The sequence below is a fragment of the Pantoea sp. Ap-870 genome (genome assembly GCF_011752515.1).
Taxonomy (GTDB): Bacteria; Pseudomonadota; Gammaproteobacteria; order Enterobacterales; family Enterobacteriaceae; genus Pantoea; species Pantoea dispersa.
On sequence record NZ_VWXG01000002.1, the window covers coordinates 486,524 to 508,547 of the forward strand.

At 55.3% G+C, this 22,024-nt stretch carries 27 protein-coding genes; 14 read left to right on the forward strand and 13 right to left on the reverse strand.

Annotated features, from left to right (window positions below; genetic code table 11):
* The first annotated feature begins 118 nt into the window (after positions 1-118).
* On the forward strand, positions 119-505 hold the full coding sequence (locus F3J41_RS08400) for a VOC family protein (protein ID WP_150360149.1): 387 nt from the start codon (positions 119-121) through the stop codon (positions 503-505).
* Positions 506-518: 13 nt separating this feature from the next.
* Positions 519-1,268, forward strand: coding sequence for a 2-phosphosulfolactate phosphatase (locus tag F3J41_RS08405; RefSeq protein ID WP_166710656.1), 750 nt, complete (start codon positions 519-521; stop codon positions 1,266-1,268).
* 62 nt (positions 1,269-1,330) lie between these two features.
* Here F3J41_RS08405 and F3J41_RS08410 read toward each other — a convergent pair whose 3' ends face one another.
* Positions 1,331-1,765 carry a GNAT family N-acetyltransferase gene (locus tag F3J41_RS08410; RefSeq protein WP_031279940.1) on the reverse strand — a complete coding sequence of 145 codons (435 nt, stop codon included), beginning with the start codon at positions 1,763-1,765 and terminating at the stop codon, positions 1,331-1,333.
* Positions 1,766-2,080: 315 nt separating this feature from the next.
* On the opposite strand from F3J41_RS08410, the gene F3J41_RS08415 reads away from it, so the two are divergent.
* The 3 genes from F3J41_RS08415 to F3J41_RS08425 are packed head-to-tail and all read left to right on the forward strand — an operon-like array spanning position 2,081 to position 3,496.
* A complete protein-coding gene (locus F3J41_RS08415; RefSeq protein WP_058758689.1) occupies positions 2,081-2,404 on the forward strand; it encodes an antibiotic biosynthesis monooxygenase in 324 nt (107 codons plus the stop codon).
* Positions 2,397-2,789, forward strand: a complete 393-nt coding sequence (locus F3J41_RS08420) for an amino acid-binding protein (RefSeq protein ID WP_166710657.1) — start codon at positions 2,397-2,399, stop codon at positions 2,787-2,789. The genes F3J41_RS08415 and F3J41_RS08420 overlap by 8 nt, the downstream gene beginning before the upstream one ends.
* Complete coding sequence (locus F3J41_RS08425) at positions 2,786-3,496, forward strand: helix-turn-helix transcriptional regulator (protein WP_166710659.1); 711 nt, start codon at positions 2,786-2,788, stop codon at positions 3,494-3,496. Before F3J41_RS08420 ends, F3J41_RS08425 begins: the two co-directional genes overlap by 4 nt.
* A gap of 173 nt (positions 3,497-3,669) precedes the next feature.
* Here the strand turns inward: F3J41_RS08425 and F3J41_RS08430 are convergent, their stop codons facing one another.
* The gene (locus F3J41_RS08430) at positions 3,670-4,617 is read right to left on the reverse strand and encodes a sulfonate ABC transporter substrate-binding protein (RefSeq protein ID WP_058770463.1); all 948 of its coding nucleotides are present in this window, start codon (positions 4,615-4,617) and stop codon (positions 3,670-3,672) included.
* Positions 4,618-4,859: 242 nt separating this feature from the next.
* Here F3J41_RS08430 and F3J41_RS08435 point away from each other — a divergent pair, with 242 nt between their 5' ends.
* The 3 genes from F3J41_RS08435 (at position 4,860) to F3J41_RS08445 (ending at position 8,094) form a co-directional block, all read left to right on the forward strand.
* Positions 4,860-6,914, forward strand: a complete 2,055-nt coding sequence (locus tag F3J41_RS08435; protein ID WP_166710661.1) for an FUSC family protein — start codon at positions 4,860-4,862, stop codon at positions 6,912-6,914.
* A 106-nt stretch (positions 6,915-7,020) separates the two neighbouring features.
* Positions 7,021-7,242: a YdgH/BhsA/McbA-like domain containing protein gene (locus F3J41_RS08440; protein ID WP_010615756.1), complete on the forward strand. Its 222-nt coding sequence runs from the start codon at positions 7,021-7,023 to the stop codon at positions 7,240-7,242.
* 150 nt (positions 7,243-7,392) lie between these two features.
* Positions 7,393-8,094: an aspartate/glutamate racemase family protein gene (locus F3J41_RS08445; RefSeq protein ID WP_058770465.1), complete on the forward strand. Its 702-nt coding sequence runs from the start codon at positions 7,393-7,395 to the stop codon at positions 8,092-8,094.
* Between the two features lie 125 nt (positions 8,095-8,219).
* Here the strand turns inward: F3J41_RS08445 and F3J41_RS08450 are convergent, their stop codons facing one another.
* The 6 genes from F3J41_RS08450 to F3J41_RS08475 all read right to left on the reverse strand — a co-directional run bounded on the left by F3J41_RS08450 (position 8,220) and on the right by F3J41_RS08475 (position 13,091).
* Positions 8,220-9,491: an alanine racemase gene (locus F3J41_RS08450; protein WP_166710663.1), complete on the reverse strand. Its 1,272-nt coding sequence runs from the start codon at positions 9,489-9,491 to the stop codon at positions 8,220-8,222.
* Between the two features lie 11 nt (positions 9,492-9,502).
* Positions 9,503-10,240 (reverse strand): amino acid ABC transporter ATP-binding protein, encoded by a 738-nt coding sequence (locus F3J41_RS08455; protein ID WP_021508752.1) that lies wholly within the window; start codon positions 10,238-10,240, stop codon positions 9,503-9,505.
* The gene (locus F3J41_RS08460; RefSeq protein WP_021508751.1) at positions 10,237-10,881 is read right to left on the reverse strand and encodes an amino acid ABC transporter permease; all 645 of its coding nucleotides are present in this window, start codon (positions 10,879-10,881) and stop codon (positions 10,237-10,239) included. The genes F3J41_RS08455 and F3J41_RS08460 overlap by 4 nt, the downstream gene beginning before the upstream one ends.
* Entirely contained in the window at positions 10,878-11,615 is a 738-nt protein-coding gene (locus F3J41_RS08465; protein ID WP_021508750.1) for an amino acid ABC transporter permease, read from the reverse strand. The genes F3J41_RS08460 and F3J41_RS08465 overlap by 4 nt, the downstream gene beginning before the upstream one ends.
* Before the next feature lie 53 nt (positions 11,616-11,668).
* The gene (locus F3J41_RS08470) at positions 11,669-12,505 is read right to left on the reverse strand and encodes a transporter substrate-binding domain-containing protein (RefSeq protein ID WP_021508749.1); all 837 of its coding nucleotides are present in this window, start codon (positions 12,503-12,505) and stop codon (positions 11,669-11,671) included.
* A 193-nt stretch (positions 12,506-12,698) separates the two neighbouring features.
* Positions 12,699-13,091, reverse strand: a complete 393-nt coding sequence (locus F3J41_RS08475) for a RidA family protein (protein ID WP_021508748.1) — start codon at positions 13,089-13,091, stop codon at positions 12,699-12,701.
* Between the two features lie 381 nt (positions 13,092-13,472).
* Here F3J41_RS08475 and F3J41_RS08480 point away from each other — a divergent pair, with 381 nt between their 5' ends.
* The 3 genes from F3J41_RS08480 (at position 13,473) to zigA (ending at position 16,857) form a co-directional block, all read left to right on the forward strand.
* Positions 13,473-14,225, forward strand: a complete 753-nt coding sequence (locus F3J41_RS08480) for an IclR family transcriptional regulator (RefSeq protein ID WP_010615761.1) — start codon at positions 13,473-13,475, stop codon at positions 14,223-14,225.
* Positions 14,226-14,375: 150 nt separating this feature from the next.
* Positions 14,376-15,482, forward strand: a complete 1,107-nt coding sequence (locus F3J41_RS08485; protein ID WP_166710665.1) for an ABC transporter substrate-binding protein — start codon at positions 14,376-14,378, stop codon at positions 15,480-15,482.
* 157 nt (positions 15,483-15,639) lie between these two features.
* Positions 15,640-16,857, forward strand: a complete 1,218-nt coding sequence (zigA, locus tag F3J41_RS08490; protein ID WP_166710667.1) for a zinc metallochaperone GTPase ZigA — start codon at positions 15,640-15,642, stop codon at positions 16,855-16,857.
* A gap of 41 nt (positions 16,858-16,898) precedes the next feature.
* Here zigA and F3J41_RS08495 read toward each other — a convergent pair whose 3' ends face one another.
* Both F3J41_RS08495 and F3J41_RS08500 read right to left on the reverse strand, forming a co-directional pair.
* A complete protein-coding gene (locus F3J41_RS08495) occupies positions 16,899-17,132 on the reverse strand; it encodes a hypothetical protein (RefSeq protein ID WP_166710668.1) in 234 nt (77 codons plus the stop codon).
* A gap of 57 nt (positions 17,133-17,189) precedes the next feature.
* Positions 17,190-17,870 (reverse strand): O-methyltransferase, encoded by a 681-nt coding sequence (locus F3J41_RS08500; RefSeq protein ID WP_031279936.1) that lies wholly within the window; start codon positions 17,868-17,870, stop codon positions 17,190-17,192.
* Positions 17,871-17,963: 93 nt separating this feature from the next.
* Between F3J41_RS08500 and F3J41_RS08505 the strand changes: the two genes are divergently transcribed.
* On the forward strand, positions 17,964-18,602 hold the full coding sequence (locus F3J41_RS08505; RefSeq protein ID WP_058775568.1) for a TetR family transcriptional regulator: 639 nt from the start codon (positions 17,964-17,966) through the stop codon (positions 18,600-18,602).
* 135 nt (positions 18,603-18,737) lie between these two features.
* A complete protein-coding gene (locus F3J41_RS08510) occupies positions 18,738-19,559 on the forward strand; it encodes a Cof-type HAD-IIB family hydrolase (protein ID WP_021508741.1) in 822 nt (273 codons plus the stop codon).
* Positions 19,560-19,645: 86 nt separating this feature from the next.
* On the opposite strand, the gene F3J41_RS08515 is transcribed toward F3J41_RS08510, so the two are convergent.
* Complete coding sequence (locus F3J41_RS08515) at positions 19,646-20,074, reverse strand: helix-turn-helix domain-containing protein (RefSeq protein WP_166710670.1); 429 nt, start codon at positions 20,072-20,074, stop codon at positions 19,646-19,648.
* Positions 20,075-20,182: 108 nt separating this feature from the next.
* Between F3J41_RS08515 and F3J41_RS08520 the strand changes: the two genes are divergently transcribed.
* A complete protein-coding gene (locus tag F3J41_RS08520; protein WP_058781355.1) occupies positions 20,183-21,232 on the forward strand; it encodes an NAD(P)-dependent alcohol dehydrogenase in 1,050 nt (349 codons plus the stop codon).
* Between the two features lie 57 nt (positions 21,233-21,289).
* Here F3J41_RS08520 and F3J41_RS08525 read toward each other — a convergent pair whose 3' ends face one another.
* Both F3J41_RS08525 and F3J41_RS08530 read right to left on the reverse strand, forming a co-directional pair.
* Positions 21,290-21,580 (reverse strand): type II toxin-antitoxin system RelE/ParE family toxin, encoded by a 291-nt coding sequence (locus F3J41_RS08525; protein ID WP_058758676.1) that lies wholly within the window; start codon positions 21,578-21,580, stop codon positions 21,290-21,292.
* Positions 21,570-21,824 (reverse strand): type II toxin-antitoxin system Phd/YefM family antitoxin, encoded by a 255-nt coding sequence (locus F3J41_RS08530; RefSeq protein WP_058758675.1) that lies wholly within the window; start codon positions 21,822-21,824, stop codon positions 21,570-21,572. Before F3J41_RS08530 ends, F3J41_RS08525 begins: the two co-directional genes overlap by 11 nt.
* Between the last annotated feature and the right edge of the window lie 200 nt (positions 21,825-22,024).

A 22,024-nucleotide genomic window follows, 5' to 3' on the forward strand; every position in this document is an offset into this window, starting at 1 on the left:
TGCGCAACGCGGGCAGGGCAGGTTGCGCAGGCTCTCATCGACAAATGACCAGCCCGATCATGTGTAAACTCTACCGGGTTAACAACACCCAGAAAAACGTTTTCAGGAGTCAAGCCAGATGTTTACGCACATGCGCATTGCCAGACCCGTCTCCCAGCTTGAACGATCGGTGCTGATGTTTAGTCAGGGACTGGGTCTGCAAAAAATTGCTGAATTCCACGATCACGACGGTTTCAATGGCGTGATGCTGGGCCGAAAAGACCTCGACTGGCACCTCGAATTTACCTGCTGCCCGGGACATCCCGTTCAACCCTCGCCAACCGAAGACGATCTCCTCGTCCTCTATTATCCGGATGAAAATGCATGGAAGCTGGCATGCGAAACCATGATCGAAGCGGGTTTTAAACGGACGAATTCTTTTAATCCTTACTGGGATGTGAATGGGCAAACCTTCGTTGATCCCGACGGGTACCGGGTGGTGATGCAAAACAGGGCGTGGGAATAACGGAGAAAGCCTCGTGCAATGGTTCAGTCAGGAAAAATTTGCGGTTCGTCTTGAGTGGGGCCTGCCTGCGGTAGAGCATCTTGCCGGGGAGGTCGACTGCGTTGTCATTGTTGACGTTATGTCGTTCTCAACTTGCGTCAGTATGGCTGTCAATAATGGTGCCTGTGTCTATCCGTACCCCTGGAAAGATGCTTCTGCTATTGAATATGGTTTGAAAATGGGAGCCAGCACAGCGAGTCCGGACAGACGATTCAGCGGTGAAGGTTACAGCCTATCGCCGGCTTCGCTAAGAAACATAAGCGAGGGTGAAAAACTGGTCCTCCCATCGCCTAACGGTTCAGCCGTTTCATTCAAAGCAAGGGATGCAGGAGTAGCAGTGTTGAGCGGCTGTTTCAGAAACATATCTGCGACCGCGAATGCCTGCCGTTCCTTCGGCCGTGTGCTGGTAATTCCCTGCGGAGAACGCTGGCCCGATGGGAGCTTTCGCCCCAGTATTGAGGATTATGTGGCTGCTGGCGGAATTATCGCTGCAATGGGGCGTCAAAATTGCTCACCAGAAGCAGAGGCTGCGGTGGCTGTCTGGCAGCATTACCAGAAGCAAAACCTGGTGCTTCTACGGGAGTGTTCGTCTGCAATAGAGCTGATGCAACGTGGATTCGCCGCGGATGTCGATCTCTGCCTTGAAGTAGACAAGTCCAGCCTGGGATGTCGGCTTTGGGGTGATGCCTATATGTCAGCATTGACCGGGCAAAATAGTTTCTGACCGACCAGACGGCGCGCTTTGTGCCAGGAGCCGACATCAATGAATATTGCTGTAGATTTCACTCAGCGATGTTTCTCTAATCTGATATCTGTGTCATTGATGTCAATTTTATTGCCCCAGCCGAGCTGTATGTAAAATTTTGCTGCACGACTTTGTTTGTCAGTTTCAAGCCAGGCAATCTCATGATGCCTGAATAATTCCTTTTCCGCGATTTCAACAAGCCTGCGGCCTATACCCCTGCCTTCGTACTCCGGGAGAACAAAGGCAGCAAAAAGGCAGCCTTCATCAGGTAAAATCATAGAAAAACCAATAATTTTTTCGTTATCAGTCGCAACCCATGCACAGCAACTCTTTTCAATCAAATCAGCTACTACGTTTTCGGTAATCCCGATTCGCTGCATTTCCTCACGACTTAAATGATTCTCGATAACTGAGATTCTGACATGAAACATGCCATCGATATCAGCTGCCTGGGCGGTTCTTATATTTATGTTCAGGGGTATAACTCCATTCCAGGATAAGCATAAATTTTTGTATTGATGTCATTATTGTGAAGCCATTAGGGTTTCAGTCCAAAACTGCTTGTAATGTCTGTTTTTCGCTTATACCAGACATCGAAGTGTATATGAATTCGCTTTGTATCAGAAGCGGTCATAGCCAGTGGTTCCATATTCCCGCCTTTTAACTTCTGCGTTTGCTGTTTATCGCTTTTTCATGCCGATGGCTTCGCTGACACAGACACTTCGGTACCGGCCGAAGCAACATGGCTTTGTCTTCATTAAGCTGTCTGAAAATTAACGAAGGAGCGGACCATGATTGCAGTACTTTTTGAGGCAGAAGCCCTGCCAGCAGCTCAGGAGCGATATCTTCAACTTGCTTCTGAGCTGACGCCTCTTTTATCCGACACGCCCGGATTTATTTCCATAGAACGCTTCCAGAGCCTGACCACGCCCGGCAAGATCCTCTCTTTGTCCTGGTGGGAAGATGAGGATGCTGTCGCCGGATGGAAACGCAATGTGATGCATCAGGCCGCGCAGCAAGAAGGCAGGCAATCGATTTTTTTATTTTACAGAATACGGGTAGCCAGCGTATTCCGTGATTACTCTTCTGATAAGGGAACCAATCCGCATGCATGACATTCACGTTATTCTCAAAAATAGCCCGGGCTCGCTGGGTTTACTGGGGAGTGTGTTGGGGAAAAACGGTGTGGGTCTTGAAGGGGGTGGCGTATTTACAACACCGGAAGGCGGACATGCACACTTTCTGGTTGAAGACGGTAATAAAGCGCGCACGGTATTAACTGAAGCCGGTTTTGAAGTCGGCAACCTATGTCGTCCTCTGGTCAGAAAATTAGCGCAGGAACGTCCCGGAGAGCTGGGCGAAATCGCTGACACGCTTGCCCGGAACGGCATCAATATTCTGGTACAGTACAGCGACCACCATAACCGGCTCATTCTCATTACGGATGATGATGTCCGGGCAGCCGAAGTAACCCGAAAATGGGCAGTAGCTTCTGAATGAACCTTGTTAACCAAACGCGCGAAAGTGAGCCGGATAATGTCCTTGAAACATCAATGGCAATGGTGGCATCTGCGCTGGCAGACCCGTCAAGGGTGGCTATTCTGTGCGCGCTGATGGACGGGCGCGCATGGACAGCGACCGAACTTAGCGTAGTGGCTGGCATAGCAGCCTCGACAACCAGCGGGCATCTGAACCGACTCCTCAGCAACGGTCTGGTCATTTGCATGATGCAGGGTCGTCATCGCTATTACAGTCTGGCTGGCCATCCTATCGCCGGATTGCTGGAAAACCTGATGGGGGTTTCCATGGGGACCATTAAGGCCCCCGTTTCCAGTACGCCGCTTCATCTGCTTTATGCACGCACCTGCTATGACCATCTGGCCGGCGAGCTTGCTATCGAAATTTATGACTTTATGCTTAGGGAAAACTGGCTGGAAGCAGAGGGTTCGGGACTGACATCAGCCGGCAAAATCCATTTTGAGAACATGGGCGTTTTACTTAACTCCCGCACACGGCGCAAGCCCTGTTGCCCCTGTCTGGACTGGAGTGAAAGGCGTTTCCACCTCGGCGGTGACGCGGGCTCAGCCCTGTTTACGCTTTTCCTGCAAAAAGAATGGGTAAAGCGTATACAGGGATACCGTGAAGTCAACGTAACCGATTCAGGCCGGGTGGCAATGAATCGGCTGTTTAAGCTGAAAATCAGCTGAATAAACATCAGGTACCGGTCGATGTGATCAGATGACCCGGCATGCCCTCCTTGTGAAAGGTTAAGCGGAGGGCGATACGTTTTCCCGCAGGATGCAGTAACTTACCGTCCGGCCGTGGAAAACAGGTTTACTCCGCTTCAGGTCAGGCGCTTAATCGCCAGAGCTTAAAGGGTTTATTTCTTATCCAGCGACCAGGTCGCGCTGCGCACATCGACTTTCACCGGCAGCAGGCCGACGCGGGTGAAGGTGTCCGCCAGCGCCTGCTGTTCCGCAAACACCTGCGGTGACATGCGTGACGCGCCATAAGGCAGGCGTTGCAGCGTGGTCTGCCAGATGGATTTATCCAGACCGGTAGATTTCGCCAGAATCGCGGCGGCTTCATCCTGATGCTGATTGGCCCAGTCGCTCAGCTTGCTCAACTCGTCAACCACCTGCTTAGCCGTTTGCGGGTGGTTTTCAGCAAACGGGCGGCTGGCAAGATAGAAGGTGTAGTGCGGCACCAGACCTTCGGCGTTGCGCACTTCACGCGCGCCGGCGTTGGCTTCGACCTCAGCCAGGTAGGGATCCCAGATCACCCAGGCATCGATTGCGCCCTTCTGGAAGGCGGCGCGCGCATCGGCCGGCGGCAGGTAAACCGGCGTGACATCTTTATAGTTCAGCCCGGCATCTTCCAGCGCTTTCACCAGCAGATAATTGACGTCTGAACCCTTGTTCAGGCCAACGCGTTTGCCTTTGAGATCGGCCACGCTTTTGATGGGTGAGTCTTTCGGCACCACAATGGCTTCGGTTTTAGGGTTGGCGGGTGAATGTCCGAGATAAATCAGATCGGCTTTTGCCGCCTGCGCGAAGGCGGGTGGCGCATCGCCGGTGGCGGCCAGATCGATACTGCCCACGTTGAGCCCCTCCAGCATTTGCGGACCGGCGGGGAATTCCACCCAGCGCACCGCAATACCCTCTTTTTTGAAGGTCTCATCCAGCGTGCCGCGATATTTCAGCAGCGCAAAAATGTTGGCTTTCTGATAGCCGATGGTGACGGTTTCCGGGTTGGCGGCGAAGGCGTGCGTTGCGAGCAGGCCGAAGCTGAGTGCCAGTGCGCTCAGGGCAAAACGTTGTGCTTTCATGGGACGTCTCTCGTGGTTTTTCCTCCATCCTGGCAAAGTTGTTATATAACCAATAAATAACTTTTTAATATCGCTTATAACTCTAATTCCGGCCTGCATCAGCATTCACTGTAATGGGCAAGTTGCATAGAGAACCGGATAATTAGCACGGTAATAATTTGTATAACAAATCAAAATGTCAACGCCGCAGGCTTCTGTCAGGATAAGCGATAACGTTGCCTGCTATAGGTTGCTCCCGTTCTATGAAGTGGTTTTCCCGAAGCGCCGTACTGTTCTCTGCCAAAACCTGTCTGGCCACCTTTCTGGCTTTTTATCTTGCGCTGGAACTCAACCTGGACAAACCCGCCTGGTCACTGACCACCGTGTATGTTGCCTCGCAGCTTTATTCCGCTTCGACGGTGTCCAAATCGGTGTTTCGCTTTTTTGGCACCGTGCTGGGCGGGCTGTTTACTCTGTTGATCTATCCGGCTACGGTCCAGTCGCCGATGCTGTTCAGCCTGTGTATTTCACTCTGGGTTGCCGTCTGCCTGTATCTCTCGCTGCACGACCGCACGCCAAAAAGTTACGTCTTTATGCTGGCCGGCTACAGCGCCGCCATTATGGGCTTTCCCGATGTGACCTCGCCCGGCGCCATTACCTATACGGTAATTTCCCGCATTGAGGAAATCACCGTGGCGATTGTCTGCAGCAGCCTGGTGCATCGGCTGATCTTCCCGGTTTCGATGCGCCATCTGCTCGAACAGAGCGTCGGGCTGTGGTATCAGAACGCGCGTAAATTGTGTAGCGAGCTGATGACGGCGATGCCTGCGGCAAAATCGCTGGAGCGCGAGGATATTCTGGTGCAGATGGCCAACTATCCGCTTAACGTCGAAACGCTGATCACCCACTGCGTTTATGAAGGGGATGCCGCGCGGCGGCTGGTGCGGCTGGTCAGCGTGCAGTATCAGCATCTGTCGTACCTTATCCCGACGCTCACCGCCATTGAATCGCGTCTGAATCTGCTGGCACAGCAGCAGATCCGCTTTCCCGATTATGTCGCGACGGCCTTTCAGCAATTTTTACAATGGCTGAACGGTGATGTGCAGCAGCCGGTGCGCGATCGCCTCACCGACGCTCAGGAACAGCTGCAGCAGGCCTGGCGCGCAGGGCGGCTTAACAGTGAAGAGAGCATTTTGCTCATCGGTCTGCTGGAACGGTTACTCAACTTTGTCCGTATTGCTGATGCTTACCACAGCGTCAGCGAGCGCGTCAGTGACTGGACGCCAGCGGTGAAACCGGGCAAGGCCTCACGCGCGCACAAACATGTCGATAAAGGTCTGCTGTTCCTGTCGTGCTTTACTGCCTTTATCGCCACCTTTGCCAGCTGCCTGTTCTGGATTGGCAGCGGCTGGCGTGATGGTTCAACCGCGCCGATGATGGCGGCGGTGCTGTGTTCGTTCTTCGCCGGGCTGGATAGCCCCATCGCGCCAATGAAGCTGTTTCTGAAGGGCGTGCTAATCTCCATGGCGATCAGCCTGATTTACGTCACGCTGCTGATCCCACAGGCGGTGACGTTTGAAGCGCTGGTGATTTGCCTCGCGCCGGGATTATTTGCTTTAGGGCTGGTGATTGCCAATCCGTCCACCAACCTGATCGGTCTCATCGTTGCCACGCAGATCCCCGGTTTGATCGGCATGAGCCACCATTTCAAACCCGACTTGCAGCTTATAGTGAATGCCATGATCTCCACGCTGGTGGGCATTGCCGTTGCGCTGGTGCTGACGCTGCTGATTCGCAACAAACGCCCGGCATGGACGGCCACGCGTGCGCTGCGTAAAGGCATTCGCGATCTGCTGCAGTTTATCACCGCGCTGCGCATGAACACCGCCACGCTGACGGCGCGGCAGCAATTTGTCGCACGCACGCTGGACAGAGTAAACGTGATTCTGCCGCGTAAACGCGTCGATCCGGCACCGGAGCTGGTGGCGGGCGGTAACCTGATTGCGGAGGCCTGGCTCGGGGCTAACTGCTATGACTATTACACCCGTCATCGGCACCTGCTGCTGGCGAACCAGATAGAAAGCGCAGCCATGTTTCACGAGCTGAGCCAGTTTCTTAAGCAGCGGCTGAAAACGCTGGACAGCACGCCATCGCCTGCGCTGCTGCATGAGCTTGATGTGTTACTGCTGCGGCTGGAGGCGGCGGCGCAGCAGGAAAATGCGCTGTTTGCGCCGCTGTTTCATCTGTTCAATATCCGTCTGTCGCTCTTTCCTGGCGCGCGCTGGCCGCAGCCGCTGGCAGAGCAAAACCGCACATAGTGTGATTAAGATCGCACTTTTTGTTAGGTCGGTAATAATAACAATGGTTACTATAACTCCCATGCAGAGCATTCAGCTCTGACCCAAACATTGAAGGAATATGACCATGAAAAACGTAAAAACTCTGACCATCGCTGCTGTTGCTGCTCTTTCTATGATCTCTTTCGGTAGCTTCGCCGCTGAAAGCATCTCCGTTCACGGCAGCACGCTGGATAGCGCTGAAGCCCAGGTTGCCGCTCAGGCTAAAGCGAGTGGTGCGGACAGCTACAAAATCACCAGCGCCCGCGCAGACAACGGCGTGGACATGACTGCTGAGCTGTACAAATAATAACAATCCTTTTCTCCGTTAACGTGCTTAGCCCGGGTTATCCCGGGCTTTTTTGTGCCTGCGATGCGGTTCAGCGCCGCGATGCTTTCAAGCCTTCATTGAATACCGTACAGTGCCAGACGAGCTAATTTCCGTGGGGAACGGTAACTGATGAAAATGATTGGCCTGATTGGCGGCATGAGCTGGGAATCCACCGCGCTCTATTACCGCATCATCAATGAACAGGTAAAGCAACAGCTGGGCGGACTGCACTCGGCGCGCAGCCTAATGTACAGCGTCGATTTTCAGCAAATTGAGAAATTGCAGGTCGCCGGTGAATGGCAGCAGGCCGGTGAAATCCTGGCCGAAGCCGCCCGTAGCCTGGAGAAGGGCGGGGCGGATTTCATTGTGCTGTGCACCAACACCATGCACAAAGTCGCCGATCAGATCACCACGGCCACCCGCATTCCGCTGCTGCATATCGCTGACGCCACGGCACAACGCATTCGTCAGGCCGGCGTGAAACGCGTCGGTCTGCTGGCGACCGCGTTCACCATGGAGCAGGAATTCTATAAAGGGCGCCTTGAGCAGCAATATGACATCGAGGTGCTGGTACCGGACGCTACCGGACGTAAAACGGTGCACGACATTATTTATCAGGAGCTGTGCCTCGGCGTGATCCGTGAAGAATCACGCGCGCAGTACCGTGACATCATCGCTCAGCTGGTGGCACAAGGGGCTGAAGCCATTATCCTTGGCTGTACCGAAATCACGCTGCTGGTTAAAGCGGAGGATGCGGCGGTGCCGCTGTTCGATACCACATTAATCCATGCGCAGGACGCGGTGAAGCTGGCGCTGGCAATAAATAACTAGCCTGCTAATTATAATCTGTGTTATTATGTGTTCATTGAAGGCACAACGCCGACCCGCATGGTCGCACAGGGATGTGCCAGAACTGGCTGCCAGCACTGGCAGCCTTTTTTGTGGCTGAAAAAGCGTCAGAACGCGGTTTCCAGTGAATCGGTGACGTAATAGTCATCATCCACCAACGGTAAATAACGCCACTTGTCAAATGCGGTACAGGGATGGGAAATGCCGCAGCCAATCCAGTCGCCCGGTTGCAGCGGATCGTCCGCCGGTAACTGCAAATAAGCGTGCTGATCGTTGACGTCGGTGATGCGCAAATGCGTAGCCGCGCGCGGTGCGCTGCCGTCCGCCTGACGAATCCACAGCGGATTGGGCAGATCCTGATCGAACGGCACATCGCGCCGGCCGAAATCGACAAAGGCCAGCCCCGGCTCCGGACGCGATAACACGCGGCCCCAGATCTCCAGTGCGGCGCTGAAATGGTGCGTTGCTCCCGGCTGCGCAAAGGGGGCAATGCGTGCATATAAGCCGCTGTCGTGTGCCATGTACGCACCGGATCGAATCAGCGGCGTGACCGGCAGCGGCAACTGTGCCGCGCTGAAGCAGGCCGCGACCACATCGAACCACGCGCCACCGCCGGCGCTGAGAATAATTTCTCCGCTGGCAAACAGCTGGTGTTCAGCCAGCAGCGCGGCGGTCGCGATCATCATCTCGCAGTAATCTTTCACCCGCTGCACGCCTGCGGCATCGCGTCCGGCACCCAGCGCACCTTCATAACCGGCCACACCCACCAGCTGCAGTGAGCGGCTATCATGGATTGCCTGGGCGATTTCCAGCGCAGCCTGCGGCGAGCGACAGCCGGTACGGCCGCCGCTGACCGACATCTCCAGCAGTACGGCGATCTGCGCGCCGCCGAGATGCTGCTCAAGCAGTTTTACGCCCTGCAGCGAATCCACATAACAGAGAAAGCCGTGGTCGGGATGCTGCTGTTGCCACTGGCCAATCCAGCGGATCCCGGCGGGATCCACCAGTTCATTGGCGAGAAACACGTTGCGGATGCCAAACTGGCGCAGTGCGCGTACCTGGGCCGGCGTCGCTGCGCTCAGGCCCCAGGCGCCGCCTTCACTGACGGCACGGCGCAGAATCGCCGGCGACATCGAGGTTTTGCCGTGCGCGGCCAGCATCACACCGTGCTCCCGGCAGAACGCTGCCAGTTGCCGCAGGTTATTCTCCAGCGCCGATTGTTTCATCAGCATCAGCGGTGAAAAAACTTCAGGGCTGTTAAACACCGGCGTACCGTTAGCCAGCGGCTGATTGCCCGTTCCGGCCACCGATTTAAACCTCGGCGCAGGCTGCAGCGCATCCAGCGCGCCATCGGCCTGCAAAGGGAAGTGAATCGACATTCTGCCTCCTGTTAGTGTTCAAGCACGCGCGACAAAAACTGCTGGGTACGCGGATTCTGCGGATTAACAAAAATCTGCTCCGGCGAACCCTGTTCGGCGATCACCCCCTGGTCCATAAACACCACGCGATCGGCGGTTTTACGCGCAAAGCCCATCTCATGCGTCACCACCACCATGGTCATGCCTTCCCGTGCCAGACTGCGCATCACTTCCATCACTTCACCAACCAGTTCGGGATCGAGCGCGGAGGTGGCTTCATCGAAGAACATGATCTTCGGCTCGACCGCCAGCGCGCGGGCAATCGCCACACGCTGTTGCTGCCCGCCGGACAGCTGAGCCGGATAGTGATGCGCGCGCTCCGCCAGGCCAACGCGCGTCAGCGCCGCCATGCCGCGTTTGTTCGCTTCCGCTTCGGACAGCTTCTGCGCTTTGATCAGCGCCAGCGTCACGTTGCCGAGTGCGGTTTTATGCGGGAACAGGTTGAACTGCTGAAACACCATACCGACGTGGCCGCAAATTTCACTGCTGCGCTTACGGTCGTGCAGCGGTACTTCATTGACCCAGATTTCGCCACCGTCGGCGGTTTCCAGACCACTCATAATGCGCAGCACGGTACTTTTTCCCGAGCCGGAGGCGCCAATCAGCACCAGCACTTCGCCCGGCGACACGTCCAGGCTGATCTCTTTCAGTACCTGGGTTGCGCCAAAGGATTTGGTAATACGGCTCAGCGTAATGGCGGATTTGCTCATGATAACTGGCTCCTGGTTTGATGATGTTGAACCCAACGGGAAAGCGGAAAGCAGACAGCGAAGTAGAGCAGGGCGACCAGGCCGTAAACCACCACCGGCTGGCCAATGCGATCAACAATCGCCTGCCCCTGGTGCATCAGCTCCGACATGCCGATCATGCTGACGATCGACGTATCTTTGATTAGCGAAAGATACTGGCCCACCAGCGGCGGCAGTACGATGCCGCGCGTTTGTGGCAGCACTACGCTGAGAAACGTCTGGCGTTTTGATAATCCGAGGATCCACGACACTTCCCACTGCCCTTTCGGCACGGCTTCAATGCCGGCCCGGAACACTTCAGCAATGTAAGCGCCCTGATAAATGCTCAGGCCCAGAATGCCGGCGGCGAACAGATTGATTTCATAACCAAAATAGGCCACACCGAAGTAAATGAACATCAGGGTGATCAGCACCGGCGTGCCGCGAAACAGCTCGGTGTACAGCACGGCAATCTCTCTGGCGATCGGCAGACGGCTGGTGCGAAGCACCGCGGCCAGTAAACCGAGCAGGGTGCTGCCGGCGATAGCGGCGATGGACAGCAGTAAGGTGATGACCAGCCCTTTCAGCAGGATTGGCAGCGAGCTAATGATAAGTTCGCTCATAACGCATTCTCCCGTTTCACTGGATTAATCAGCCATTTTTTTGCCCACCGCCAGCCGGACTTTTTTACCGGCGTCACCAGCGGCGGGTGGAACAGCCGGCGTCCGGCCACGGTGCCAAGCCATGAAAACAGGTTGCTTAGCACCAGATACACCAGGGCAACGACGCTGAAAGTCTGGATATAAAGCAGGGTGCGCGCGTTAATTACCGTGGCGGTACCGGTCAGCTCCGGAAGGGCGATTGCCGAGAGTAGCGACGTACCGAGCAGCAGCTGAATCAGGTTATTGATGATCGCCGGCCAGACGGCGCGAGCCGCCTGCGGCAGCACCACGCTGAGAAAAATCTGGTGACGCGGAATGCCGAGGATATATGCCGCTTCCAGCTGCCCCTTCGCCACGGACTGAATACCGGCGCGGAAGGTTTCCGACAAATAGGCACCAACGTTAATCCCCAGTGCCAGCACCCCGGCGGTAAAAGCGCTCATGGTGATACCGAGCGACGGCAGGCCAAAAAAGATGATAAAAATTTGCAGCAGCACCGGCGTATTGCGGATGAATTCAACATAACAGTGGCTGATCCAGCGCAGCGGCGCCAGCGGTGAAGATTTCGCCAGTGCGGCCAGCAGACCGAGCGCCACCGCCAGCGCGAACGCCAGCAGGGTAACCTGCAGCGTGAGCCACGCGGCCTCCAGAAAGGTGTCGGCGTAACGCCACAGGGTTAGCCATTGATAACTCATGGTATGACTCCTTCAGGCGGCGCAGCCTGTGCGACTGCGCCGTGGGCGGACAATCAGTATTGCGGATTCAGCGGATAACGCGGTTTGCTGCCGAACCATTTCTCATACAGCTGGGCGTTCTCACCAGATGCGTTGATTTCAAACAGGAATTCGTTGAGGTAATTGGTCCATACCTGGTCGCCCTGTTTCACCCCAAAGGCGTTGTACTCCAGTGGTACCAGCGCTTCGTTGGTCACGGCCAGTGACGGATCGAGCTTCGCCTGGTAAGCGAGGAAGTTGTTATCCTCGATCATCGCATCGGCCTGACCCTGTTTGACGGCCAGAATCGCCGCCTGGGATGAGTCGTACTCCTGAATTTTCACGTCGATGCCGAGGTTGCGCACTTCGTCGCCATTGGTCGAGCCTTTCACCGTGGCAATGGTTTTGCCGGCCATGTCATGCGCAGACTGAATGCCGCTGTTTTTGCGCACCAGCATTGCCTCACTGGCCACTACGTACGGATGGGTGAAGCCAATCTCTTTGGCGCGTTCCAGATTGCGGGTGAAGTTACAAAACACCACATCGACTTTGTTGGTTTGCAGATTAGGGATGCGGTTGGCGCTGGTGGTGTTGACCATTTCCAGCTTCACGCCCATCTCTTTGGCCAGCGCTTTCGCCAGGTCAACGTCGTAACCATCCGGGTTGCCGTCTTTGTCATAAAAACCGAACGGTGCGAAGCTCAGGCAGTCACCGACGCGCAATGTGCCGCGCTGCAGCACGGTTTGCAGCGCCGACTGTGGCGCGGCGCCAGCCTCTTTTTTCTCTTCGGTCGGCGTACAGCCTGCTATCGCCAGCAAGACCAGCGCACCGGCCACGGTTTTGGCACTTAATTTCAGCGATGTTGCATTCATCTTTATGCTCTCTTTAAATGTTTGACGAGACGGCGTTATTCCGCATCACCCGTTTAATAGACGATCGCCAGCGCAGCGGCCGCACCGCGTATTTCGGGTTATTTTATTGAAAAAGCAAATGCATTAATTAATATCAGGCTGGCCTGGTGTTGGCGAAGAAAATGAACATCGCAGCCTGGTTGAACGGTATTACTTATTTACGGTCGGCGCGGAAACATTTCATGTCCACTTCGACTTTGCAGTCGACCACTAAATCCTGCACGCTACAAATACGCGCCGGTGGATGACCACTGAATATCTCACTGAATACTTTATTGAAAGAACTGAAATAACGCGCGTCGGTCAACACCGCCGTCACATGGACCACATCCTCCACGCGGTAACCCGCTTCGCGCATGATAGTGAGGCAGTTGTCGAACGCTAACTGTGTCTGTTCGATGATGCCGCCCTCTACTACTTCGCCGTCGCGCATCGGCGTCTGGCCTGAGATATACAGCCAGCCATCGGCCTCCACGGCGCGGGCGAACGGCAATTTTTGCCCGCCGGTACCGGTACCGCCCTCAATGCCATAACGTTTGATCGTCATGTCTTTCTGCTCCTTTGCACACTACCGTTTCTGTCTGATATACCAGACTGCTATCTGCAATACCGGATAGGACGAGATTTGCACAGCTGTTGTTTTTTTGCAATATGGCAATCGGCAATTAATTTCTTGCCGTGCTGGTGCGATCGCAAAATAAAATCCAGTGCTTAAGTTTTTTGAATAGAAATGTGACCGCTATCGAATTTAACAGCGAGTCCCATCTTTTTTATGCGCCACAATGGGGCCCGAAAATAGCGCATGATAAATAAAGTCGCCGGAAAGATTTTTATTATTGCGGGGATGGGTAATTTCGTTTGCCGGGTGTATCATGCAGCTCTTTTTAAACGCAGATGAGTAGCACCATAACGACAGGGGAGTGAGCGTATGCCGGATGAAAAAACGTCCCGGGCACGCGGTGTTGACCGGGTTATTGATATTTTTCGCCAGCTGCATATCGCGCGTCAGCCTATGGCGATGCGGGATTTAATCGAAGCGACCGGTGCACCGCGCTCCAGTATTTATGAGCTGGTCAGTTTGCTGAGTGAAGCGGGTTTGGTTGAGCTTGATGCGGAAGGTGCCGTGTTTTTTGGTCGTGAAATGCACTATTACGGTGCGGATTACATGGCCCACAACGATCTGATCCGTCGTGCACATCAGCTTATGGTTGAGATCGTGGCGCGTCATGGCGAAACCGTCCAGCTGTGTATGCTGGAAGGTAACAAATACACCGTGGTGCTGTCGGAGAGCAACGCCCATCCGTTCAAGATCACCTCTGATATCGGTGTGCGCGTGCCGATCACCTGGACAGCGACCGGTCGTTTGCTGCTGAGTAACTGGTCGGACAGCGCCATTCTCGACCTGATTCCGGAGGAGGATTATCGGCTGGCCAGCGGTCAGATTCTCGACAAGCAGACCTTCCTCGAAGAGATTCACCGTGCCGGCCAGCTGGGCTACTGCATGACCGAAGGTCTGTCCGAAAGCTTTACCTGCTGTATGGCTGCACCGATTCGCTCTCGCAGCGGCCAGGCGGTCGCGGCGATCTGCTTTATGGTCAGCCGTGATACCCCGGCGGAACGCCGACAGATGCTGTTGCAGGAACTGATCGCGTCCGGGCAGAAATTGTCTGATTTCACCTGAGCCGTTGCTTCGCCACAGCGTAATGCGGCGGACTCCCGGCGCCGTATTATTCGCTTACAACCGCGTGCCGTCGGGTTTATTTTGCCGTGATTAAGGTTGTGTTAAGGTAATTGATAATAATAACTATTTCTTTTACCACGGAGTTTTGGCATGAAAACGCGCCTGTTACTGGCAATGGGGATTCTGGTCTCAACCGCAGCCTGCGCGACTGACTATCCGCTCACCGTCACCGACATGGATGGTCACACGCAAACCATCAGCAAAGAACCGCAGCACATCATTCTGCAGGATGGGCGCGATGTGTTGACGCTGGCGCTGCTCGATCGCGACAATCCGTTTAAACGCGTTGTGGCCTGGAACAATCTGCCGAAAAAGCAGGATACGCAAACCTGGGATATGCTAAAGCGCCGCTGGCCTGAAGCGACAAAAATTGTCGATATGGGCTTCAGCGATCAGGGCCAGGTTAATCTGGAAAGCGTGCTGGCGCAGAAACCGGATCTGATGATTGCGCAGCTGCGCGCTAAGCCGGCGCTGGAACAATCCGGCGTGCTGAGCACGCTGAACAACCTGCACATCCCGGTGCTGTTCGTCGATTATGAACTGCATCCGGCACAAAACACCGCCCCGAGCGTCACGCTACTGGGCAAAGTGCTGAACCGCGAAAGCGAAGCCAAAGCCTACACCGATTTTTACCAGCAGCGCTTCGACCGCATCACGCAAGCCGTTGCGAAGGTCAAAAACAAACCCACGGTATTTATCGAACCCATTGCCGGTAACAGCGATAACTGCTGCTTTACCCACAGCCATAATGGCTGGGGTGGCCTGGTAGAAGCGGTCGGCGGCAAAAATATTGGTTCGGCACTGCTGCCAGGCAATGCCGGCTTTGTCGCGCTGGAAAAAATCATCGCCATGAAACCGGACGTTTACATCATGACCGGTTCAAAGCGGCCAAACAGCAATGTGCTGCCGTTTGGTTACGGCGTGCAGCCGCAGGAAGTACGTGCCACGTTTCAGACGTTATTGCAGCGTACCGGCCTGGCGCAAATCGCGCCGGTGAAGCAGGGGCGCGTGTACGGGGTGTATCATCACTTCTACAATCACCCGTACAACATTATCGGCATGGAAATCCTCGCGAAGGATCTCTATCCGCAGCAGTTTGTCGATCTCAAACCGGTGGCTGATTTCCATACTCTCGTGAAAACCTTCACTCAACTGCCGGACGATGCCATCGAACTGAGCTATCCGGACAACCAGTAATTGCCCGCAGCGAGCGCCCGGCCCGCTGTTCCCATCCTGCCCAAAGCAAAACCCCACAAAAAGTGCACGACGATCATGACACTGCATATTGTTATGTTATAACATATCAATATCAGCACCCTTCAGGTGCGCGTGATGTCATTATTCAGGAGTGATTATGTCAGCTTTATCCACAAACGGCGGCTTCAGGCGGCTGCCGGTCACCGTACTCTCTGGCTTTCTCGGTGCCGGAAAAACCACTTTGCTTAACCATATTCTCAACAACCGCGAAGGCCGCCGCGTGGCGGTGATCGTCAACGATATGTCGGAAGTGAATATTGATGCCGCGCTGGTGCGCGAGGGCGGGGCGGCGTTGTCACGTACCGACGAGAAGCTGGTGGAAATGAGCAACGGCTGCATCTGCTGCACGCTGCGCGAAGATTTACTGCTGGAGGTCAACCGGCTGGCGAAAGAGGGGCGTTTTGATCATCTGGTGATTGAATCGACCGGCATCTCTGAGCCGCTGCCGGTGGCGGAAACCTTTACGTTTGCCGATGAAGAGGGGCAAAGCCTGTCCGCCGTCGCGGCGCTGGATACCATGGTGACCGTGGTGGATGGCTACAATTTCCTGCGTGACTATGATTCCAGTGAAAGCGTCCGCTCGCGCGGCGAATCGCTTGGCGAGGAGGATGAGCGCACGGTGGTCGATTTGCTGATCGATCAGATTGAATTTTGCGATGTGCTGATTCTCAACAAAACCGACCTGATTGATGCGGCGGAGCAGGCACGGTTGACCGCGATTCTGCACTCGCTCAATCCCCGTGCGCGGATTATTCGCGCGCAGTTTGGTCAGGTGGCGCTTGATCAGGTGCTGAATACCGGCCTGTTTGACTTCGATGCTGCGGCACAGGCCCCCGGCTGGCTGAAAGAGTTGCGCGGCGAGCACACGCCTGAAACTGAAGAGTACGGCATCCGCAGCTTTGTTTTCCGCGCGCGTCGTCCCTTCCATCCGCAGCGTTTTTACCAGGTGATTACGCAGCACATGCAGGGCGTGGTGCGGTCGAAAGGATATTTCTGGCTGGCAACCCGCCCGCGTCACGCCGGATCCTGGTCGCAGGCCGGCGGCGTCACGCGGCAGGGGCTGGCCGGGATGTGGTGGGCCTGCGTGCCTGAAGATCGCTGGCCGCAGGACGCAGACACGCTGCATTACATCCGCGAAAACTGGCATGAAGGCACGGGGGATGCGCGGCAGGAGATGGTGATCATCGGTATCGATATGGATGAAACCGTGCTGCGTCAGCAGCTGCACCATGCGTTACTGACCGATGAGGAAATGGCGCTGGGGCCAGACGGCTGGGCACAGTTGCCGGATCCGTTTCAGCCATGGTTTGACTGATGCGTCGCCGCGCAGCGGGCTGTGCGGCGACGAACCTATCATCATAATCCGGTATTCATCAGCCGCATCTGGGTGCAGAACGGACACTGACAGCCGCTCACCGCCGTCGCCAGGCGCGCATGCGCTTCGGCAATCGCCAGCGGCTGCGCCTGATCGGTGCTGGCAAGTGCATTGGCCGGTTTCAGCGCCAGCTTTAACGGATTAATTTTCGCCTGAAATGCCCCCGCTTTCGCCGAAGCAAAAGCAATCACTAACAGTGGAACGGTAACCTTCATCGCAGCAACCTCAATCAGAGCACGGGATTGTAACGATATAACATAAACGTGACGCTGTTAAGCGCCTTTATGTGGCGATCCCAGCCACATTGAAACTTCGACGCCATCAGCAAACGGCAGCGAGGTATAGAGGCGGCTGCCATGGACCATTTCCAGATACTCCGGGCTGAAATCGGCATCATCGGCCACAATCAGGGCCCCCGGACGCAACCAGGGCTGCACCAGCTGCAAGATCTCCGGATAGATCGCCTTCGCGCCATCCAGCACCAGCATATCAACGCTGGCTGGCAGGTCCTGACTGAGCGTGTCCAGCGCATCGCCCACGCGAATTTCAATCAGGTCACTGACGCCAGCATCGGCAAAATGATTGCGCGCCAGCGCCACTTTGCCCGGTTCAAACTCGCTGGTGATGATGCGACCGCCGCCGTTATCGCGCACCGCCGCCGCCAGGTGCAGGGTGGAGAGACCAAACGAAGTACCAAACTCAACGATATGCTGCGCCCGGCTGCTGCGCGCCAGCATGTACAGCAGTTTGCCGGTTTCCCGCGAGACCGCCAGCGGCACATCTTTTAAATGACCGTAAAGTTCGCGGTAATCGGTTTTGCTCTGCAGCAGACGTGTTTGCTCCTCATCGGACATCACGCGAAACGCTTCATTGGTGGGATGCGCCATGTTATCCGCCAGCTCAAACAGATAGTTAAGCAGCGGCGCCAGCGGCGCGGAAGTCAGGGTGTTCATCATCGGGGTTCCTGCATCAGAAGATGGATTTTGCGTCAGGAACAGAATACGATGAATTACTCGCATTTCACTATTCGCGTTCAGGAGCAGACGATGGCCGCACAACGTAACGCTAAGATTTCTGAAAGAAAAAAGCCGCAGCAGGCGCGATCCAGTGAGCTGGTAGCAGCCATTTTGCAGGCGGCGACTCAGGTTCTGGAGCAGGAAGGTGCCACGCGCTTTACCACTGCCCGCGTGGCCGAACGGGCGGGCGTCAGTATTGGATCGCTGTACCAGTATTTTCCCAACAAGGCCGCTATCCTTTTCCGTCTGCAGAGCGAAGAGTGGCAGCGAACCGGCGATCTGCTGGGTTCGATTCTGCGCGACAGCGCATCTACGCCGCGTCAGCGCTTGCATCAGCTGACCTGGGCGTTCCTGCACTCGGAGTGTGAAGAGGCGGCGATGCGCACCGCACTGAATGATGCCGCGCCGCTTTACCGGGATGCGCCGGAAGTGCAGGCCGCGCGCGCCAATGGCGAGAATGTGATGTGCGAATTTCTGCAACAGCTGCTGCCGCAGCGGGACGCGGCTGAGGTGGCGCGGGCGGCGGATTTAATCAACAGTACGCTGGGTGACGTCGGCAAGCATTTTTCCGAATCGCCGCGCAGCGCAGCAGAAATTCAGGCTTATGCGCGCGATATGGCAGACATGTTCTGTGCCTGGATCAGAGAAAAAGGGGCCGAATTGCAGTAAAAAATGGGCTGGAAATCTCTGAAAGCGGTTAACAAACTCATTATTCACATTCTCATTAATCCACACCGCGAGTAAGCTTGATAAAACCTTGGTAAAGCCGGATGGATTGACGGCACACAGAGACGGGAGAGCATGATGGCAGTAAAAATGATTGCGGTGGATATGGATGGGACATTTCTCGATGACAATAAGCAGTACAACGCGCAGCGTTTTGCGCGCCAGTACGCGCTGCTGAAGGAGAAAGGCATCCGTTTCGTGGTCGCCAGCGGCAATCAGTATTATCAGTTGCAGCACTATTTTCCCGCTATCAAAGATGAGATCGCCTTCGTGGCTGAAAACGGTGCCTGGGTATCCGACAGCAACGAAGAAATTTTCTGCGGTGAACTGGCGCCGGAACGTGTTCATCAGGTGCTGGATATTCTCGCCAAAGAACCGGAGATCAGCACCGTGGTGTGCGGTCGCAACGGAGCCTATGTGCACAAGTCAATGCCGGATGAGGTGGTCGCCATGCTGGCCAATCACTATCGCCGACTGGAGAAGCGCGACAGCCTGTACGATATCGACGATACCATTTTCAAGTTTTCGCTGAATCTGGCACACGAAGGTGTCGAGGCGCTGCTGGCGCGTCTGCACAGCGAACTGAACGCGATTGAAAACATCATGCATCCGGTTTCCAGCGGATTTGGCTTTGTCGATTTAATCATTCCCGGCTGCCATAAGGCGCACGGCATCGCGCTGCTGCAGGAGAAGTGGGGCATTGATGATTGTGAAGTGCTGGCGATTGGCGACAGCGCCAACGATATCGAAATGCTGCGCCAGGCCTGTTACAGCTTTGCCATGGCCAACGCCGCTGCACCGGTGGCAGCCGTCGCGCGTTATCGGACGGAAAGTAATAACGACGAGGGCGCTCTCAACGTCATCGCCCGTCTGCTGGCACGCGAAACGCCGTTTGGTTAACGGTCACCGGATCGATCCACGAACCGCGGCGCTATTTAATGTGTGATAAATCGCGCCGCGACGAACAGTATGCGACCCGCGCGTGGTTATTCACTGGCGGATGACGCTGCAGGGCGGGCGTTTTCCGCCGGCGTGCCGCCTGCTGCGCGAAGGTTAGCTTCCATCTCATCCAGTGCCGCCTGGTTTTCTAATCCCCACTGATACATCTGCTCAATTGGCCGGGCGAAGGTCATCCCCAGCGCGGTCAGCCGGTAATCCACTTTCGGTGGAATCACTTCGTAGACCTGACGTGCAATTAAGCCGCGCTGCTCCAGCTCTTTCAGTGTCTGAAACAGCATTTTTTTCGAAATCCCCTGCAGGCTACGCTGCAGTTCACCGGTACGGGCGCGCTGTCCCGGCCAGTGATACAACGCGTGCAGCACCATCGTGCTCCATTTCACCGAAAACAGATCCATCAGACGGCGCGGTGGCGAATCCGCATAGAAAAACAGTTTGCTATCAACCCAGGCTGGCATCGCACTCTCCTTTATGGTCACCAAATGGTGACTACTATCAATTCTGCACCGCGTTGATTATAGTCTGCCGCCTTCATTCAGCCCACATCAGAATTTGAGGAAGGCATCATGAAAATTAACGCACTGGTGGCACAGGATGCAGCACAACCTCTGGCTGCCGGCCAGATTACCTTGCGTCCGCTGCAGCAGCAGGACGTAAAAATTGAAATTCTTTACTGCGGCGTATGCCATTCTGATTTGCACATGGCGCGCAATGAGTGGGCGGTCAGTCGTTATCCGCTGGTGCCGGGCCACGAGATCGTTGGACGCGTGCTGGAGACCGGAACTCAGGTTACGCGTTTCAAAGCCGGTGATGTGGTCGGTGTGGGCGTGATGGTGGATTCCTGCCGTGCCTGCCACTTCTGCCAGCAGCAGGAAGAGCAGTACTGCGAAGCGGGCTTCACCGCCACTTACAACGGCATCGATAAATACACCGGCGACAGCACCTGGGGCGGCTACGCGCAGCATGTGGTGGTCGATCAGCATTTTGTCATGTCGATCCCGCAAAATCTGGCGCTGGCGGGCGTGGCACCGCTGCTGTGTGCGGGCGTAACGGTGTGGTCACCGCTGCGCCATTTCGGCGTCAAAGCCGGCGATAACGTCGGGGTGGTGGGGCTGGGTGGTTTGGGCCACATGGCGGTAAAACTGGCCAGCGCATTGGGCGCCGAGGTAACCCTGTTTACTACCTCACCGGAAAAAGGCGCTGACGCACGTCGTCTTGGTGCGACGCGCGTGGTGGTATCGCGTGATGCCGCGCAGATGGCGGCATGCCAGACCTCGCTTGATTTCATCATTGACTGCGTGGCGGCACCGCACGATCTCGATCCTTACCTCGCGACGCTGAAGACCAATGGCCGTCTGGTGCTGGTCGGCATTCCTGACCAACCGCATCAGTCGCCGAACGTCACGCCGCTGGTGTTTCGCCGTCTGAGCATCAGCGGTTCATCCATCGGTAGCATTGAAGAGACTCAGGAGATGCTGGATTTCTGCGGCGAGCATAACATCACGGCAGATATTGAGCTGATCGCCGGTGAAGAGATCGAAACGGCCTTCGCGCGTATGCTGAAGGGCGAGGTGAAGTACCGTTTCGTCATTGATATGCTGGCGACTCGCTGGTAATTGCCCAGCCATGGCCGGCGATTTCAGGCTGAAATCGCCGGCTTTGCTATCAACAGATTACTCAGGCAATCTGTATTCCGTATCCGCATAGACCTGACTGCCTTCGCGTTTACCCACACCTAATACCATGACAGTGATGGTTTCATCCTGCACCAGGTACACCAGGCGATAGCCTGAAGCACGTAGTTTTATTTTGTACTGATCTTTTCGTCCGTGAAGTTGTGCTGAGGGGACACGGGGATTTTCCAGCCGTTGTACCAGCTTTTTCTTAAACTGCTCACGCACCGGATGACCCAGTTTCTTCCACTCCTTTTCAGCGGAAGGAACGAACTTTAATTTATAAGTCATCCAGCGAAATCTCTTTCGCATCCGCTAATTCAGAAATGCGTTCATCAGCGATACGACCCAGTTCTGCATCTTCTGCTAATTCCATCAGATATTGGTAAACAGCCGGTGGAACGCAGTAAAAAGCGGGCTCGTTGCGGTTTAAGATAGCAATGGTTTCCCCTTCCGCTGAACGCACTGTTCCCATGGGATCACGCTTTAAATCGGTGATGCTGGCAGCGGTGTTTGACAGGATCTGAAATGGCATGGTGAGATATCCGGACTTAGATAATGAAAACAGGTGAAGTATATTAACACTTTATGGTGCTGATATTAGCGCTTTAAGAAGTGCTTTAAAAGAGTATTTTGGCTAAATACTATACCGCTTTAATGACACAGCACATTTTCGTCCCGCAACAGTAAACAATTCCCGGTACGGTCCGATAACCCCTTCTGCAAACTCAACAA